Raw genomic sequence first — 14,816 nt, 5'->3', positions numbered from 1 at the left:
CCATGTCCACCGCCACTCCCCGCATGCCCCTGATCGATGCGATCAAGGCCGTCGCCTGCCTGTCCATCGTGCTTCATCACCTGGCCTTCTACGGCCCCATGTCCGACATCGCCCACCCCCTCATGCCGCGCGTGCTGGATGCGCTGATGCATTACGGCAGGATGGCCGTCATGGCGTTCTTCGTGGTGTCGGGATTCCTGGCCGCCCGCGCCTTCGCCCCGGCGGGCGTGTCACGGGTGGAGCAGCCCCTGGCGGTGATCAAGCGGCGGTATTTCCGGCTGGCCGTGCCCTTCATGGCGGCGCTGGTGCTGGCCATGGCCTGCGCCGCGCTGGCGCGGGCCTGGATGCAGCACGATTCCATCCCGGACTCGCCCACGGCGCCGCAACTGGCGGCCCACATGCTGCTCAGCAACGGCCTGCTGCGCCAGGAGTCGCTGTCGGCCGGCGTCTGGTACGTGGGCATCGACTTCCAGCTGTTCAGCGTCATGGCGCTGCTGCTGGGACTGTCGCGCTGGATCAGCCTGCGCCGCCCCGCCTGGGGGTGGCTGGGCGCCGCGGCGATAGGCGGGCTGACGCTGGCGTCGCTGTTCGTCTTCAACCGCAATCCCTATTGGGACGAGACCGCGCTCTATTTCTTCGCCTACTACGGCCTGGGATGCTGCGCCTACTGGCTGACCGGCCGTCCCAAGGGCGGCCTGCTGCTGGTGGCCATGGCGGGGGTGGTGGCCGCGGCGCTGGCCACGGACTTCCGCGAACGCATCGTCGTGGCGGCGGCCATCATGCTGCTGCTGGGGGCGGCCCGCCAGGCGGGCTGGCTCGAGACCGTCGGCGTGCCGGATTTTCTGAGCCGGCTCGCGCGCATCTCCTATTCGGTGTTCCTGGTGCATTTCCCGCTGTGCCTGGTGGTCAGCGCGCTGGTGTTCCGCTTCTATCCGGAACAGGCCGGCATCAACGCCCTCGGCATGGGGGTGGCGGTGCTCGTCAGCTTGGCCGGCGGCGCCGCCTTCCATCGGCTGGTCGAGAGCCGGACGCTGGATCCGGTGGCGCGGCGCGCCGTCGTCGCGCTGTTCGCCGTGGGCGGTGCGCTGGCGGTCTACGCGCGGCTCTAGACCAGCCTCGGCCCGGGGCGATGGCGCCGGGCTCCGGCGGCCGAGGTCAGTCCCGCTTCCTTCTCGAAATCCGCGCCCTGGCTCTGGACCTGGGTATAGGCGTGCTCGCGGAAAAGGTTCTCGGCCCGGTCGGCCTGCCCGCTTTCTATGGCGGTGACGATGGCGTGATGCTGCCGGTGGGCGTAGAACAGGAAATTGAACATCATGTCCCGGCTCTGCGTGTCGAACGCCAGCGTGAGCGGGTCGGTGAACGGCACGATGTTGCAGCGGCTGACCAGGCTGGCCAGCAGCGGCATGTCGGCGCCTTCCAGGATCAGCGTATGGAAGCGCGCGTTCATTTCCGCGTAGCGGATCTCGTCGTCGTCCGACAGGCGGCGGTCGGTGAAGATGCGATCGCCCTGGCCCAGGCAGTCCTTGAGTTCGGCCAGCAGTTCGGCGCTGGCGCCGTTGGTGGCCAGCGCGCGCGCCGCCAGCCCCTCCAGCGCGGCACGCACGTGCAGGGCCTCCGTGCTTTCGCGGGCGGAAAAGGCGCGCACCGCGAAGCCGCGGGCGCCGGACGGCACCAGCAGCCCTTCCTGGGCGAGCGCGGGCAACGCCTGGCGCACGGGCGTGCGCGAGGTGCCCAGCCGTTCGGCCAGGTCGGCTTCCCGGACCCGTTCTCCCGGCGCGAGTTCGCCCCGGAGGATCATTTCACGAATATGCAGCATGGTGGTGGTCTGCTGCATGCGTGCTCCCTGAGTGATGAATGCGGCTGCCTCGCGGCTGGCGAGGTGGATGCAAGTATAAGACCCGTTTGGGATCCCGTATTGGATCCCAAGTCGCCATCTAGACCCCGAAAAAACCCTTTATTGCTTTATTTTGGGATCCCATATAATCTGCGCTACGCACAAAAAGGGTCGCGTGGCGCATGGCGGCGAAGACGCGCCGGCCTCATTCGATACGGAGTACATCATGGCAAGAATCATCGGCGGCATCGGCAGCTCGCACGTGCCGACCATAGGCGTCGCCTACGACAAGGGCAAGCAGAACGATCCGGCCTGGGCGCCGCTGTTCGACGGCTACAAGCCGGTGGCTGCCTGGCTGGCCGAGAAGCAGGCCGACGTGCTGGTGTTCTTCTACAACGACCACTGCACGACCTTTTTCTTCGACATGTATCCCACGTTCGCGCTGGGGGTGGGCGAACGCTTTCCCATCGCCGACGAGGGCGCGGGCCTGCGCAACCTGCCCGCCATCCGTGGCAACGTCGATTTCCAGGCCCACATCGCCGAGTCCCTGGTGAACGACGAGTTCGACATCACCGTCTTCCAGGACAAGCCCATCGACCACGGCTGTGCGTCGCCGCTGCCGCTGCTCTGGCCGCACCAGCCCGACTGGCCGGGCACCGTGGTGCCCGTCGCGATCAACGTGCTGCAGTATCCGCTGCCCACGGCGCGCCGCTGCTATCGCCTGGGGCAGGCCGTGCGCCGCGCGGTGGAATCCTATCCCGAGGACCTGAAGGTGGTGGTGGTGGGCACCGGCGGCCTGTCCCACCAGGTCCATGGCGAGCGCACCGGCTTCAACAATACCGAGTGGGACATGGAGTTCCTGCGCCTGCTGGAAGAAGATCCCGAAGCCTTGATGCGGATGAAACACGCCGACTACGTACGCCTGGGCGGCGCCGAGAGCGTGGAGCAGATCATGTGGCTGTCCATGCGGGGCGCGCTGGGCACCGGCCCGCTGCGCAAGCTGCACCAGAACTATTACCTGGCCACCACCACCGCGATGACCGTGGTGCTGTACGAGGAAGGCGAGCCCATCGCCCGGCAGACCAGTCCGGCCGCCGCGGCCGTGGCCTGAGGAGCATCCGATGAATCCGCAACTCGAAGGCATCGAGCAGATCCCGGGCACCTACGCGTTCGACCTGCGCGTCAGCAACCGCACGCTGAAGATCAACCGCTTCTTCTGGAACATGATAGGCGCCGACTGGCGTGACCGCTTCGTGGCCGACGAGGAAGGCACGATGGATGCGGCCGGGCTCACGGAAGAGGAAAAGGCGCTGGTGCGCGCCCGCGACTGGCTCGGCCTCATCCGGCACGGCGTGAACTTCTTCGTGCTCGAGAAATTCGGCCGGGTCGTCAAGAAAACCAACCTCGAGATCTACGCCATCATGCGGGGCGAGAGCTTCGAGGCGTTCATGAAGACGAGACGGGTGCCGGACGCCAGGTAGAGGTCCCCCCGTACGCGCTTCGCGCGCCCAGCATGGTGAGCCCCCAGCCGCTACGCGGCAGCCCCCCGAGGGGGCCGGGACCCGCCTTGGGGCGGCCCGGCGCTGGGTCCCGTGGGGGCGGCACTGGCGGACCAGCGGAGCCGGATCCACTGTGCCTTAGCTACACCATTACATCGCAACACCACCGACGATAGGCGCAGCGCGCCAAGGAGAGAGACTATGCGAATCGCGAAACGCGTGGCGGGGCTGCTGTGCGCGGCCGCTGCCGTGACGGCGGCGGGAACGGCCGCCGCGGCGGAGATCAAAGTCGGACTGCTGAGCCAGTTCTCGGGCGCCTACACCTGGTGGGGCCGGGAATATCAGCGCGGCGTGGACCTGTACCTGGCGCAGCACGGCGGCAAGTTCGGCGAACATACCGTCACGGTGCTGTCGCGCGACGAGGCCGGATCCAATCCCCAGCGCGCGCGCCAGTTGTCGCAGGAACTGGTGGTGCGCGACAAGGTGCAGTACCTGATCGGCGGCGTCTTCACGCCCACGGTACTGGGCGCGGTCGATGTCATCAACCAGACCAAGACGCCCTACGTCATCCTGAACTCGGGCACCTCCAGCGTGACCGACAAGTCGCAATACTACGTGCGCGCCGGCTTCACGCAGTGGACGGTCAGCATCCCGCTGGTGCAGTGGGCCTATGACCAGGGCATGAAGAACGCCGTGATCCTGGCGGCGGACTACGCCCCCGGGCACGACGCGCTGCAAGCCTTCGGCCAGACCTTCACCAAGCTGGGCGGCAAGGTGGTGGGCGAGATCAAGGTGCCCATGGGCACCATCGATTTCTCCAGCTACCTGCAGCGCGTGCGCGATCTCAAGCCGCAGGCCGTATTCATGTTCATGCCGGTGGGCCCCATGTCGGCCGGCATGATCCGCAGCTTCAAGGAGCGTGAACTGGACAAGGCCGGCATCACGCTGCTGGTGACCAACGAAGCCCAGGAAGAGGACATCGCCCCGATCGGCGACGCGGCGCTGGGCCTGACCTCGGCGCTGCATTACTCGCCCTACCTGGACACGCCCCTGAACAAGGAATTCGTGACCGCCTACAAGGCCAAGTATGGCAAGGACGAGCTGCCGAGCGTGGCGTCGGTGGCGGCCTATGACGGCATGCGGCTGATCGACCAGATGGTACGCGCCACCAACGGCGCGAAGGACGGCGACAAGGCCATGGCCGCCATCAAGGGCTACAAGTGGGATAGCCCGCGCGGCCCGGTCAGCATCGACCCGCGCACCCGCGAAATCGTCCAGAACGTCTACATGCGCAAGGTCGAGAAGATCGACGGCAAGCTCGGCAACAAGGTGTTCCATACCTATCCCGCCGTGAAAGATCCCTGGCACGAAATCAACAAGTGATTCCCCGCGCGGACGCGGCCCCGGCGCCGCGTCCGCCCCATCCCTTCCTCGCGCCGGATGACGCATGACATCGACGCTCGCCACTTTCCTGAGTCTTGCCGTGGACGGTATCGCCTACGGCATGATGCTGTTCCTCATCTCGGTCGGCCTGACCATCACGCTGGGCGTGATGCGCGTGGTCAACCTGACGCATTCGGCCTTCGCCATGATCGGGGGCTACATCGCGCTCTGGTTCATCCAGCGCGCGGGCGTCCATTTCTTCCTGGCCGTGCCGCTGGCGGTCGTGGCCACGATGGCCATCGGCGCGCTGCTGGAACGCACGCTGTACCGCTGGGTCTACGGCACCCACGGACTGGGCCAGTTGCTGATGACCATCGGCCTGACCTTCGTCATCACGGCCATCGTCAAGAACCTGGCCGGCACGCAGCTGCAATCCCTGCCGCTACCATCTTCGCTGCAGGGCAACTTCAGCGTGGGGCCGCTCAACCTGTCGGTCTATCGCGCCTTCCTGATCGTGGCCAGCGCCGCCGTCGCGCTCGCGCTGTGGCTGGGTATCGAACGCACGGCTTTCGGCGCGCGCCTGCGCGCCGCGGTCGACAACCAGCGCATGGCGCGCTGCGTGGGCATCAACGTGCCGGCGGTGTTCTCGGTCACGTTCGCCATCGGCTGTGGGCTGGCGGCGCTGGGCGGCGCGCTGGGCAGCCCCATGCTGCCGCTCGAGCCCTACTATGGCCTGAAGTATCTGGTCATCGTGCTGATCGTGGTGGCCGTGGGCGGCCTGGGCAGCCTGCGCGGCTCGCTGTACGCGGCCCTGCTGCTGGGCCTGATCGACACATTGGGCCGCTACTACCTGCCCGCGCTGGGCGCTTTCGTGATCTACCTGGCGGTGCTGGCGATTCTGCTGGTGCGCCCCCGTGGCCTCGTGGCGAACTGATCATGACGACACCTTCCCTGAACTCATCCGTCGCGCGCGCGTTCTCGCGCCATCGCTACAACCTGCTGGACCTGGTGCTGCTGGGCGCGGCGGTCGCGACCTTCTTCCTGGCCGACCTGTACCTGGCCCTGGCCACCGCCGTGCTGATCATGATCGTGTTCGCGCTGTCGCTGGACATCGCGCAGGGCTACGGCGGCATCGAGACCCTGGGCCACGCGGCCTTCTTCGGCACCGGCGCCTATGCCGCCGGCCTGTACGCCATGCACGTCTCGTCCGAGCCGATCTCTGGCCTGTTCGTGGGCATGGCGGCGGCCGCCGTCGTGGGGCTGCTGTCCGGCCTGGCGGTGCTGCGCACCGCGGGTCTGACCCAGATCATGCTGACCCTGGTCTGCGCGACGCTGCTGCTGGAGCTGGCCAACGTGGCCAAGCCGCTCACCATGGGCGACGACGGCCTGACCGGCTATTCGATCGCCCCGGTGCTGGGCCTGTTCCAGTTCGACATCGAAGGCCGCACCGCCTATTGGTATGCGCTGGCCGTGCTGGTGCTGGTCTATGTCTTTTGCAAGTTCCTGGTCAGCTCGCCGCTGGGTCTCACCGCGCAGGGCGTGCGCGAGAACCCGACGCGCATGGCGCTGCTGGGCGTGCCGGTGCGCCGGCGCCTGCTGACGCTGTATGCGATCTCGGCCGCGCTGGGCGGGGCCGCGGGCGCGCTGTCGGCGCAGGTCAACAACATCGTCGGGCTGGACAGCCTGGGCTTCACCATGTCGGCCAACGTGCTGGTCATGCTTGCGCTGGGGGGCACGGGCCGGCTGTACGGCGCCTTCCTGGGGGCCATCGTCTTCATGCTGCTGGCCGACCGCGCGGCGGCGCTGGACCCGACCAACTGGCTGGCGGCGCTGGGCGTGCTGCTGATCGTCGTGGTGCGCTTCGCGCCCACCGGGCTGTCGGGCTGCCTGGCCCGGTGGACGAGCAGGGGGGGCGCGCAATGAGTAACCCTCCGCTGCAACTCGTGGGCTTGTGCAAGCAGTACGGCGCGCTGAGCGTGACCCGCGACGTGAACCTGACGCTGGAGGCGGGCGCGCGCCACGCGCTGATCGGCCCCAACGGCGCCGGCAAGAGCACGCTGGTGCACCAGATCACCGGCGTGATCCGGCCCAATGCGGGCAAGGTCCTGCTGGAGGGCAGGGACGTCACCGCCATGCCGGCCGAGAAACGCGTCAAGCTCGGGCTGGCGCGAACCTTCCAGATCAACTCGCTGTTCAACCACCTGACCGTCGCCGAGAACATCGGCCTGGCGCTGTCCGCGCATCGCGGCCTGGACGGCCGTATCGGGCGGCCGTTGCCGGCGCGCCCGGCATTCGTCCAGGAAGCGGTGGAATGCCTGCGCGAACTGGGGCTGCTCGACCTGGCGGGCAAGCGGGTGAGCGAACTGGCCTACGGCCAGCGCCGCCAGATCGAGATCGCGCTGGCCCTGGCGCTCAAGCCCCGGGTACTGCTGCTGGACGAGCCGGTGGCGGGCGTGCCGTCCACCGAGGGCAAGCGTCTGTTCGAACTCTTGGAGCGCCTGCCGCAGGACGTCGCCGTGCTGGTGATCGAGCACGACATGAGCCTGGTGTTCCGTTTCGCGCGGCGCATCACCGTGCTGGTCGAGGGAGCGGTACTGCTCGAGGGCGGCGTGGACGAGGTCCGGACGGATCCGCGCGTGCGCGACGTCTACCTGGGCAAGCGGGGGCATCATGACTGAACGAGTATTGGAACTGCGCGACCTGTGCGCCGGCTACGGCGAGACCGTGGTGCTGGAGGACGTGTCGCTGCACGTGGACGCCGGCGAGGCGCTGGCGCTGCTGGGCCGCAACGGCGTGGGCAAGACCACGCTGCTGACCACCCTGCTGGGCCTGAACACGGTGCACGGCGGCAGCGTGCGTTACGTGGGCCAGGACATCGCCGCCTGGCCGGCGCACGTGCGCGCGCGCAAGGGCCTGGGGCTGGTGCCGCAGGAGCGGGAGATCTTCCCGTCGTTGACCGTGCAGGAGAACCTGACCGTGGCGGCGACGGCGGGAACCTGGACCCTGGAGCGGGTGTACGAATTGTTTCCGCGTCTGGCGCAGCGGCGGCGCAACCTGGGCTACCAGTTGTCGGGCGGCGAACAGCAGATGCTGGCGATCGGCCGCGCGCTGATCGGCAACCCCAGGGTGCTGCTGCTGGACGAACCCTTCGAAGGGCTGGCGCCGGTGATCGTCGATGCGCTGGTCGAGGCGTTCGGCAAGCTGCGCGAGGGCGGCGCGCTGTCCATCGTGCTGGTCGAGCAGCATGCCGAACTGGCGCTGGACCTGACCGAGCGCGCCGTGGTGCTGGATCGGGGACGCATCGTCTGGCAGGGCGCCAGCCCCGATCTGCGCGGCGATCCGGAGCGGCTGGCGTCGTTGATAGGTTTGGAGGAAGTGCAATGAGCAGTCTGTCGAATCCGCCCCTGGTGCTGCTGCCGGGCCTGCTGTGCGATGCCGCTGTCTGGGAAGGGCAGCGCGCGCGCTTCGGCGCGCAGTGCGAATGCCAGGTGCCCGACTATGGCACGCTGGATACGCTCACGGCGATGGCCGAGCACGTGCTGCGGCATGCGCCGGCCGAGCGGTTCAACCTGGCCGGCCATTCCATGGGCGGGCGCGTCGCCCTGGAGGTCACGCGCCTGGCGCCGCAGCGCGTGCTGCGCCTGGCGTTGATGGATACCGGCTACCAGGGCCTGGCCAAGGGCATCGCGGGAGAGTCCGAGCGCGCCGGGCGGCTGGCGCTGCTCAAGACCGCGCGCGAATCGGGCATGCGCGAAATGGGGCGGGTCTGGGCACGCGGCATGGTGCATCCCGACCGGCTGGACGGCCCGGTGTTCGAGGCCGTGCTGGACATGATCGAGCGCCGTACCCCCGAGGTGTTCGAAGCGCAGATCCATGCCCTGCTGAACCGGCCCGACGCCTCGGGCCAACTGGCGGGCATCGCCTGCCCGACGCTGGTGCTGTGCGGGCGGCAGGACACCTGGAGCCCCTTGTCGCGCCACGAGACGCTGGCCGCCGCGATCCCGGGCGCGACGCTGGTCGCCATCGAGGACGCCGGCCACATGACCACGATGGAGCAACCCGGCGCGGTCAACGAAGCCCTCGCGCAATGGCTGGGGTCGGAGGTTCGCCACTGATTTCGCAACCCTTCGCGCGGGGCCGGCTCGCGGCCCGCGGCGCGAAGTCATCACAGAGGAGACTCACATGTCGTCCAATCGCGGTGTCGTCTACGTAGGTCCAGGCAAGGTAGAGGTGCAAGGCATCGCCTTCCCCAAACTGGTGAATCCGGCCGGCAAGTCCATCGAGCATGGAGTCATCCTCAAGGTTCTCTCCACCAACATCTGCGGTTCGGACCAGCACATGGTGCGGGGGCGGACCACCGCGCCGGCGGGACTGGTGCTGGGCCACGAGATCACCGGCGAGGTGCTCGAGGCCGGGCGCGACGTCGAGACCCTGAAGAAGGGCGACATCGTCTCGGTGCCGTTCAACGTGGCATGCGGCCGCTGCCGGCTGTGCAAGGAACAGCAGACCGGCGTCTGCCTGAACGTCAATCCCTCGCGCGCCGGCGGCGCGTACGGCTACGTCGACATGGGCGGGTGGATAGGTGGGCAGGCCGAATACGTCATGGTGCCGTACGCCGACTTCAACCTGTTGAAGTTTCCCGACCGCGACCAGGCCCTGGCCAAGATCCGCGACCTGACCTGCCTGTCGGACATCCTGCCGACCGGGTATCACGGGGCGGTCACGGCGGGCGTGGGGCCGGGCAGTACGGTGTACGTGGCCGGCGCGGGGCCGGTGGGCCTGGCCGCCGCCGCCTCGGCCCGCCTGCTGGGCGCGGCGGTGGTGATCGTCGGTGACGTGAACCCCGCGCGGCTGGTGCACGCGCGCAAGGTGGGCTTCGAAACCGTGGACCTCTCGCAGGATGCGTCGCTGGGCGATCAGATCGCGCAGATCCTGGGCGTACCCGAGGTGGACAGCGCCGTCGACGCGGTGGGCTTCGAGGCCCGGGGGCATGGACACGAGGGTGCTCGCCACGAGGCGCCGGCCACCGTGCTCAATTCGCTGATGGAAGTCACGCGCGCCGCCGGCAAGATCGGCATTCCCGGCCTGTACGTGACGGACGATCCCGGCGGCGTCGACAAGGCCGCCCAGCACGGTTCGCTCAGCATCCGCCTGGGCCTGGGCTGGGCCAAGTCGCACAGCTTCTTCACGGGCCAGACGCCGGTGATGAAGTACAACCGTGCGCTGATGCAGGCCATCCTGTGGGACCGCATCAAGATCGCCGAGGTCGTCGGCGTGGAAGTCATCACGCTGGACGAGGCGCCCAAGGGCTATGCCGAATTCGACGCCGGCGCGCCCAAGAAATTCGTCATCGATCCGCACGGCCAGTTGCCCAAGGCCGCCTGACCGTCCTGGACGCGGGCTCGCGCCCGCGTTTCCTCCACCCTAGGGAATGTACCGAGGCCCACGGCGCCCGCCAACGATTGACGTTGGGGGCGCCGTGTTTCATTATTCTCCTGCAATTCACCAAAAGGTGAATTAAGCGCGAACGGCTGGTCCGGCGTTCGTGCCGCACCGGTCGCATGCGTATAAAGACACCGCACCAGGAGACAACCATGAACTTCGTCCGCGCCGCAGCACTCGCTCCGGTATCGTGCCTGATCGCCCTGGCCCACGCGCCGGCCGGTGCCCAGGATGCCGCCTACCCGACCAAGCCCATCCGCGTGATCGTGCCGTTCACGGCGGGCAGCACGACCGACATCATCGCCCGCGCCATCACCGACAAGCTCGGCGCCAGCCTGGGCCAGCCGGTGGTGGTCGAGAACCGGGCCGGGGCCGGCGGCACCATAGGCGCGGCCCAGGTCGCCCAGGCCACGCCCGACGGCTACACGATCCTGATCCACTCCTCGTCGCATACGGTCAACCCGTCCACCTTCGCCAAGCTGCCTTTCGACACGGTGAAGGACTTCGCCGGCGTGACACCGATCTCGACGCTGCCCAACGTGCTGGTGATCGCGCCGTCCAAGAACATCAAGTCCTTGTCGCAACTGCTGTCCACCGCGCGCAGCCGCCCGGGCACGCTCAACTACGCATCGTCGGGCACCGGCAGCGCCACGCACCTGAACGCCGAGCGCTTCCGGCTGCAGGCCAAGATCGATGCCACGCACATCCCCTTCAAGGGATCGCCCGAGGCTGTCGCCGAGGTCATCAGCGGCCGCGTCGATTATTACTTCTCGCCGGTGGCGCCGGTCATCGGCCAGATCAAGGAAGGCCACCTGGTGCCGCTGGCGGTCGGGTCGCCGCGCCGCTCCAGCATCCTGCCCGACGTGCCGACCACCGCGGAAGCGGGCGTGCCGGGATCGGAGTTCAACTTCTGGATAGGCATGATGGTGCCGTCCAAGACGCCGCGCTCCATCGTCAACAAGCTGCAGGCCGAGGTCGCCAAGGCGCTGGCCACGGAAGAAGTCAAGACGCGCTTCGCCGCGGTGGGCGCCGATGCCTTCGTGCTGACGCCCGAGAAGTTCGATGCCTACATCAAGGATGAAATCGAGTCGAACGCCCAGCTCGTGAAGGCCGCGGGCATCGAGCCGATGTAAGGCTTCAGGCGATGGCCGGGTGGGGCCAGAGCGCGTTGCGGCCGATGTCCTGCAGCGTGCGGCAGCCAGCCAGGGCCATCGCGATCTCGAACTCGGTGCGCAGCATGTGCAGCACGTGGATGACGCCGACAGCACCGGCCGCCGCCAATCCATGCACGTAGCCCCGGCCCACCATCACGGCGGTGGCGCCCAGCGCCAGTGCCTTGAAGACGTCGGTGCCGCGCCGGATGCCGCCATCCATCAGGACGGGCAGGCGGCCGGCCACTTCGGCCGCGACCCAGGGCAGGGCCTCCAGCGTGGCGGGCACCGTGTCCAGGCCGCGGCCGCCGTGATTGGACACGACGATGGCGGCCGCGCCGGCGTCGATCGCCAGCCGGGCATCGGCCGGCGCCAGGATGCCCTTGAGCACCAGGGGCAGCCGGGTGGCCGAGCGCAGCCAGGCGATGTCGTCCCAGGACGGGGCGCCGTCCAGCGCGCCGCTGCCGAAGATGGCGCTTTCGCCGGCCCGCGCCACGGCGCCCGCCATGGGGCGCATGCCCCGCAGGTTGACGGCTTCCACGTCCGGCGGCAGGCCGAAGCCCAGCCGCTGTTCGCGGTTGCGCACGCCGTTGATGGGCGCGTCCACGGTGACCACCAGTGCGCGGTACCCGGCGGCCTCGGCGCGCCGGACCAGCCGCAGGGTATCGTCGCGCTCGCGCTGGAAATAAAGCTGGAACCACAGCGGCGCCTCGGCCGCCCGCGCCATGTCCTCGAGGCCGATGCTCGACTGCGTACTGGCCACCATCACGGTTTTCATGGCCGATGCCGCCAGCACGCTGGCCAGTTCGCCCTGAGGATGGACCAGCTTCTGGTAGGCCACCGGGGCGAGCAGGACGGGGAAGGGCAGCGGCGTGCCCAGCAGATCGAGTCCGGTGCCGCCGCCGGCCAGGTCACGCAGCACCCGGGGCTGGATGCGCACGCGGACATAGGCTTCGCGGTTGGCGCGCAGCGTGTGTTCGTCGGCAGCGCCGCCCGACAGATAGGCCCAGGCGGCATCGCTCATGCGCTCGCGCGCATAGTCCTCGTAGTCGGCCACGGCGGCGATCTGCGGCGGAATCTGCGTCAGGGGAGGCAGCGGCATGTCGGTTCCCGGGCGCCGGGTCAGGTCTGCGACCATTGCCGCAGCAGGTTGTGGTAGATGCCGGTCAACTGGACCAGGGCATCGCTGCCCGGGACTTCGCGGGACAACTGCTGGATGGCCGTGTCCATGCGATACAGAGTTTCGCGCCGGATTTCGTCGCGCACCAGGCTCTGCACCCAGAAGAAGGCCGAGACGCGGGCGCCGCGGGTCACGGGGGTGACCCGGTGCAGGCTGGTGCCGGGATAGATCACCAGATGGCCGGCGGGCAGCTTGACGCGGTGGGCGCCGTAGGTGTCCTCGACCACGAGCTCGCCGCCGTCGTAGTCCTCGGGCGGCGTCAGGAACAGCGTGGCGGAGATGTCGGTGCGCACGCGGTGCGCGGTGCCGGGCAGGCTGCGGATGGCATTGTCGATGTGGTTGCCGTAGTTGCCGCCGCCTTCGTAGCGATTGAAGGCTGGCGGCAGCACCTTCAGCGGCAGCGTGGCGGAAATGAACAGCGGATTGGCGCCCAGCGCGTCCAGGATCAGGTTGCCCAGTTGCGCGCCCAGCGGGTCGTCGGCGGCCAGTTGCCGGTTGTGCTTGGCGTGGACCGCCATGTGGCCGGCCGTGGTTCGGCCATCGGTCCAGGAGGCGCCCGCCAGCGCCTGCCGGCAGCGCGCCACCTGCTCGGCCGTCAGCACGTCGGGAAGGGTCAGCATCATGGCGGAGTATCCTCGTGGGTATCCCGGCAAGTTTACCCTTGCCGCCCAACCAGGAGCCCCGCATGCCCGCCGAGTTGCCCGACCTGCAATCCCTCTGGATGCCCTTCACCGCCAATCGCCAGTTCAAGGCCGCGCCCAGGCTGCTGGTGTCGGCCAAGGGCATGTACTACACCGATGCCGATGGCCACCGGGTCCTGGACGGCACCGCCGGCCTGTGGTGCTGCAACGCCGGGCACGGGCGCGAGGAGATCATCGAAGCCGTGCACGCGCAGATGCGCGCGCTGGACTATGCGCCGCCTTTCCAGATGGGGCATCCGCTGGCGTTCGAGGCCGCCGGCCGGCTGGCCGCGCTGATGCCTCCGGGGCTGGACCGCATCTTCTTTACGAACTCGGGGTCCGAATCGGTCGATACCGCGCTCAAGATCGCGCTGGCCTACCACCGCGCGCGCGGCGAAGGCCAGCGCACCCGTTTCATCGGCCGCGAACGCGGCTATCACGGAGTGGGCTTCGGCGGCATGTCGGTGGGCGGCATCGGCGCCAACCGCAAGGCCTATGCGGGCAACCTGATGCCCGGCGTGGACCACCTGCCGGCCACGCTGAACATCGCCCAGGCCGCGTTCACGCGCGGGCAGCCGGCCTGGGGCGCCCACCTGGCCGACGACCTGGAGCGGCTGCTGGCCTTGCACGATCCTTCCACGGTGGCGGGGGTCATCGTCGAGCCCATGGCCGGTTCGGCGGGTGTGATCGTGCCGCCGGTCGGCTACCTGGAGCGCCTGCGCGAGCTGTGCACGCGCCATGGCATTCCGTTGATCTTCGACGAAGTAATCACCGCCTTCGGCCGGCTGGGCGCGGCCACCGCGGCGCAGCGCTTCGGGGTGACGCCGGACCTGCTGACGATGGCCAAGGGCGTCAACAATGCCGTCATCCCCATGGGCGCGGTGGCGGTGTCGCGGGAGATCCACGACACGATCATGGCGGCGGGGCCGGGCAACGCGATCGAGCTTTTCCACGGCTACACCTATTCGGGACACCCCGCCGCGGCGGCGGCCGCGGTGGCCACGCTCGACCTGTACGAGAAGGAAGGGCTGTTCGCGCGCGCGGCCAGCCTGGAGCCGGCGTTCGAGTCCGCGGTGCACGGCCTGCGGGGAGCGCCGCACGTGAAGGACATCCGCAACATCGGGATGGCGGCGGCGATCGAGCTGGAGCCGCGCGCGGGACAGCCGGGGGCGCGCGCCTACGAGGCGTTCCTGGCCTGCCTGAAGGCGGGAGTGCTGGTGCGATTCACCGGCGACATCCTGGCGTTCTCGCCGCCGCTCATCATCGATGAAGAGCAGATAGGCGTGCTGTTTTCCGTGGTGAACAAGGCGCTCGACTCCGTGCGGTAGCGCCCCACGACCCAGGATGCGGTGGATCCGGCTCCGCCGGTCGGGGAAACCCACCCCCAAGCGGCCTTCGGCCGCTCCCCCTCAAGGGGGCGGCACTGGCGGACCGGCAGGAGAGCCCACCCCACGCGGCCTATGGCCGCGCCCCTCAAGGGGCGGCACTAGCGGACCGGCAAAGCCGGATCCGCGGCGCCCTGGGTCTAGTACCGGTTTTTTGGTACGCCACACCGCTGCTACCGCTGGCAGCCAGCGATAGCAACCGTGCTACGACCCAAGATGGTCCCACTAGACCCAGGATGCAGTGGATCCGGCTCCGCCGGTC

General features: G+C 68.7%; 15 protein-coding genes. 12 read left to right on the top strand and 3 right to left on the bottom strand.

What is annotated here, in order from left to right; translation table 11 throughout:
* The first annotated feature begins 2 nt into the window (after nucleotides 1–2).
* Nucleotides 3–1,109: an acyltransferase gene (locus N5K27_RS15895; RefSeq protein WP_279817481.1), complete on the top strand. Its 1,107-nt coding sequence runs from the start codon at nucleotides 3–5 to the stop codon at nucleotides 1,107–1,109.
* On the opposite strand, the gene N5K27_RS15890 is transcribed toward N5K27_RS15895, so the two are convergent.
* On the bottom strand, nucleotides 1,106–1,834 hold the full coding sequence (locus tag N5K27_RS15890) for a GntR family transcriptional regulator (protein WP_279817480.1): 729 nt from the start codon (nucleotides 1,832–1,834) through the stop codon (nucleotides 1,106–1,108). The two genes, N5K27_RS15895 and N5K27_RS15890, sit on opposite strands and share 4 nt — an antisense overlap.
* A 226-nt stretch (nucleotides 1,835–2,060) precedes the next feature.
* Here N5K27_RS15890 and N5K27_RS15885 point away from each other — a divergent pair, with 226 nt between their 5' ends.
* The 10 genes from N5K27_RS15885 to N5K27_RS15840 all read left to right on the top strand — a co-directional run bounded on the left by N5K27_RS15885 (nucleotide 2,061) and on the right by N5K27_RS15840 (nucleotide 11,291).
* The gene (locus N5K27_RS15885) at nucleotides 2,061–2,945 is read left to right on the top strand and encodes a gallate dioxygenase (protein ID WP_279817478.1); all 885 of its coding nucleotides are present in this window, start codon (nucleotides 2,061–2,063) and stop codon (nucleotides 2,943–2,945) included.
* A gap of 10 nt (nucleotides 2,946–2,955) precedes the next feature.
* Nucleotides 2,956–3,315 (top strand): protocatechuate 3,4-dioxygenase, encoded by a 360-nt coding sequence (locus N5K27_RS15880; protein ID WP_087837750.1) that lies wholly within the window; start codon nucleotides 2,956–2,958, stop codon nucleotides 3,313–3,315.
* Between the two features lie 219 nt (nucleotides 3,316–3,534).
* Nucleotides 3,535–4,716, top strand: a complete 1,182-nt coding sequence (locus N5K27_RS15875) for an ABC transporter substrate-binding protein (RefSeq protein ID WP_279817476.1) — start codon at nucleotides 3,535–3,537, stop codon at nucleotides 4,714–4,716.
* Between the two features lie 64 nt (nucleotides 4,717–4,780).
* Nucleotides 4,781–5,650 carry a branched-chain amino acid ABC transporter permease gene (locus N5K27_RS15870; RefSeq protein WP_087837748.1) on the top strand — a complete coding sequence of 290 codons (870 nt, stop codon included), beginning with the start codon at nucleotides 4,781–4,783 and terminating at the stop codon, nucleotides 5,648–5,650.
* 2 nt (nucleotides 5,651–5,652) lie between these two features.
* Nucleotides 5,653–6,639 (top strand): branched-chain amino acid ABC transporter permease, encoded by a 987-nt coding sequence (locus N5K27_RS15865; RefSeq protein WP_087837747.1) that lies wholly within the window; start codon nucleotides 5,653–5,655, stop codon nucleotides 6,637–6,639.
* Nucleotides 6,636–7,394 carry an ABC transporter ATP-binding protein gene (locus N5K27_RS15860; protein ID WP_087837746.1) on the top strand — a complete coding sequence of 253 codons (759 nt, stop codon included), beginning with the start codon at nucleotides 6,636–6,638 and terminating at the stop codon, nucleotides 7,392–7,394. The genes N5K27_RS15865 and N5K27_RS15860 overlap by 4 nt, the downstream gene beginning before the upstream one ends.
* A complete protein-coding gene (locus N5K27_RS15855; protein ID WP_087837745.1) occupies nucleotides 7,387–8,100 on the top strand; it encodes an ABC transporter ATP-binding protein in 714 nt (237 codons plus the stop codon). Before N5K27_RS15860 ends, N5K27_RS15855 begins: the two co-directional genes overlap by 8 nt.
* 5 nt (nucleotides 8,101–8,105) lie before the next feature.
* A complete protein-coding gene (locus N5K27_RS15850) occupies nucleotides 8,106–8,831 on the top strand; it encodes an alpha/beta hydrolase (RefSeq protein ID WP_087837968.1) in 726 nt (241 codons plus the stop codon).
* 67 nt (nucleotides 8,832–8,898) lie between these two features.
* Nucleotides 8,899–10,101, top strand: coding sequence for a formaldehyde dehydrogenase, glutathione-independent (gene fdhA, locus N5K27_RS15845; protein ID WP_087837744.1), 1,203 nt, complete (start codon nucleotides 8,899–8,901; stop codon nucleotides 10,099–10,101).
* Nucleotides 10,102–10,310: 209 nt separating this feature from the next.
* Entirely contained in the window at nucleotides 10,311–11,291 is a 981-nt protein-coding gene (locus N5K27_RS15840) for a tripartite tricarboxylate transporter substrate binding protein (protein ID WP_087837743.1), read from the top strand.
* 4 nt (nucleotides 11,292–11,295) lie between these two features.
* Here N5K27_RS15840 and N5K27_RS15835 read toward each other — a convergent pair whose 3' ends face one another.
* A complete protein-coding gene (locus N5K27_RS15835; RefSeq protein ID WP_087837742.1) occupies nucleotides 11,296–12,411 on the bottom strand; it encodes an alpha-hydroxy acid oxidase in 1,116 nt (371 codons plus the stop codon).
* Nucleotides 12,412–12,431: 20 nt separating this feature from the next.
* Complete coding sequence (locus N5K27_RS15830; RefSeq protein WP_087837741.1) at nucleotides 12,432–13,112, bottom strand: Fe2+-dependent dioxygenase; 681 nt, start codon at nucleotides 13,110–13,112, stop codon at nucleotides 12,432–12,434.
* Nucleotides 13,113–13,174: 62 nt separating this feature from the next.
* Between N5K27_RS15830 and N5K27_RS15825 the strand changes: the two genes are divergently transcribed.
* Nucleotides 13,175–14,497 (top strand): aspartate aminotransferase family protein, encoded by a 1,323-nt coding sequence (locus tag N5K27_RS15825; protein ID WP_087837740.1) that lies wholly within the window; start codon nucleotides 13,175–13,177, stop codon nucleotides 14,495–14,497.
* Nucleotides 14,498–14,816 lie beyond the last annotated feature (319 nt).

The organism is Pigmentiphaga sp. GD03639 (assembly GCF_029845405.1).
Lineage (GTDB): Bacteria > Pseudomonadota > Gammaproteobacteria > Burkholderiales > Burkholderiaceae_B > Pigmentiphaga > Pigmentiphaga daeguensis.
The sequence above is the reverse complement of the archived record's forward strand: the minus strand, read 5'-3'. Positions and strand labels throughout refer to the sequence as shown.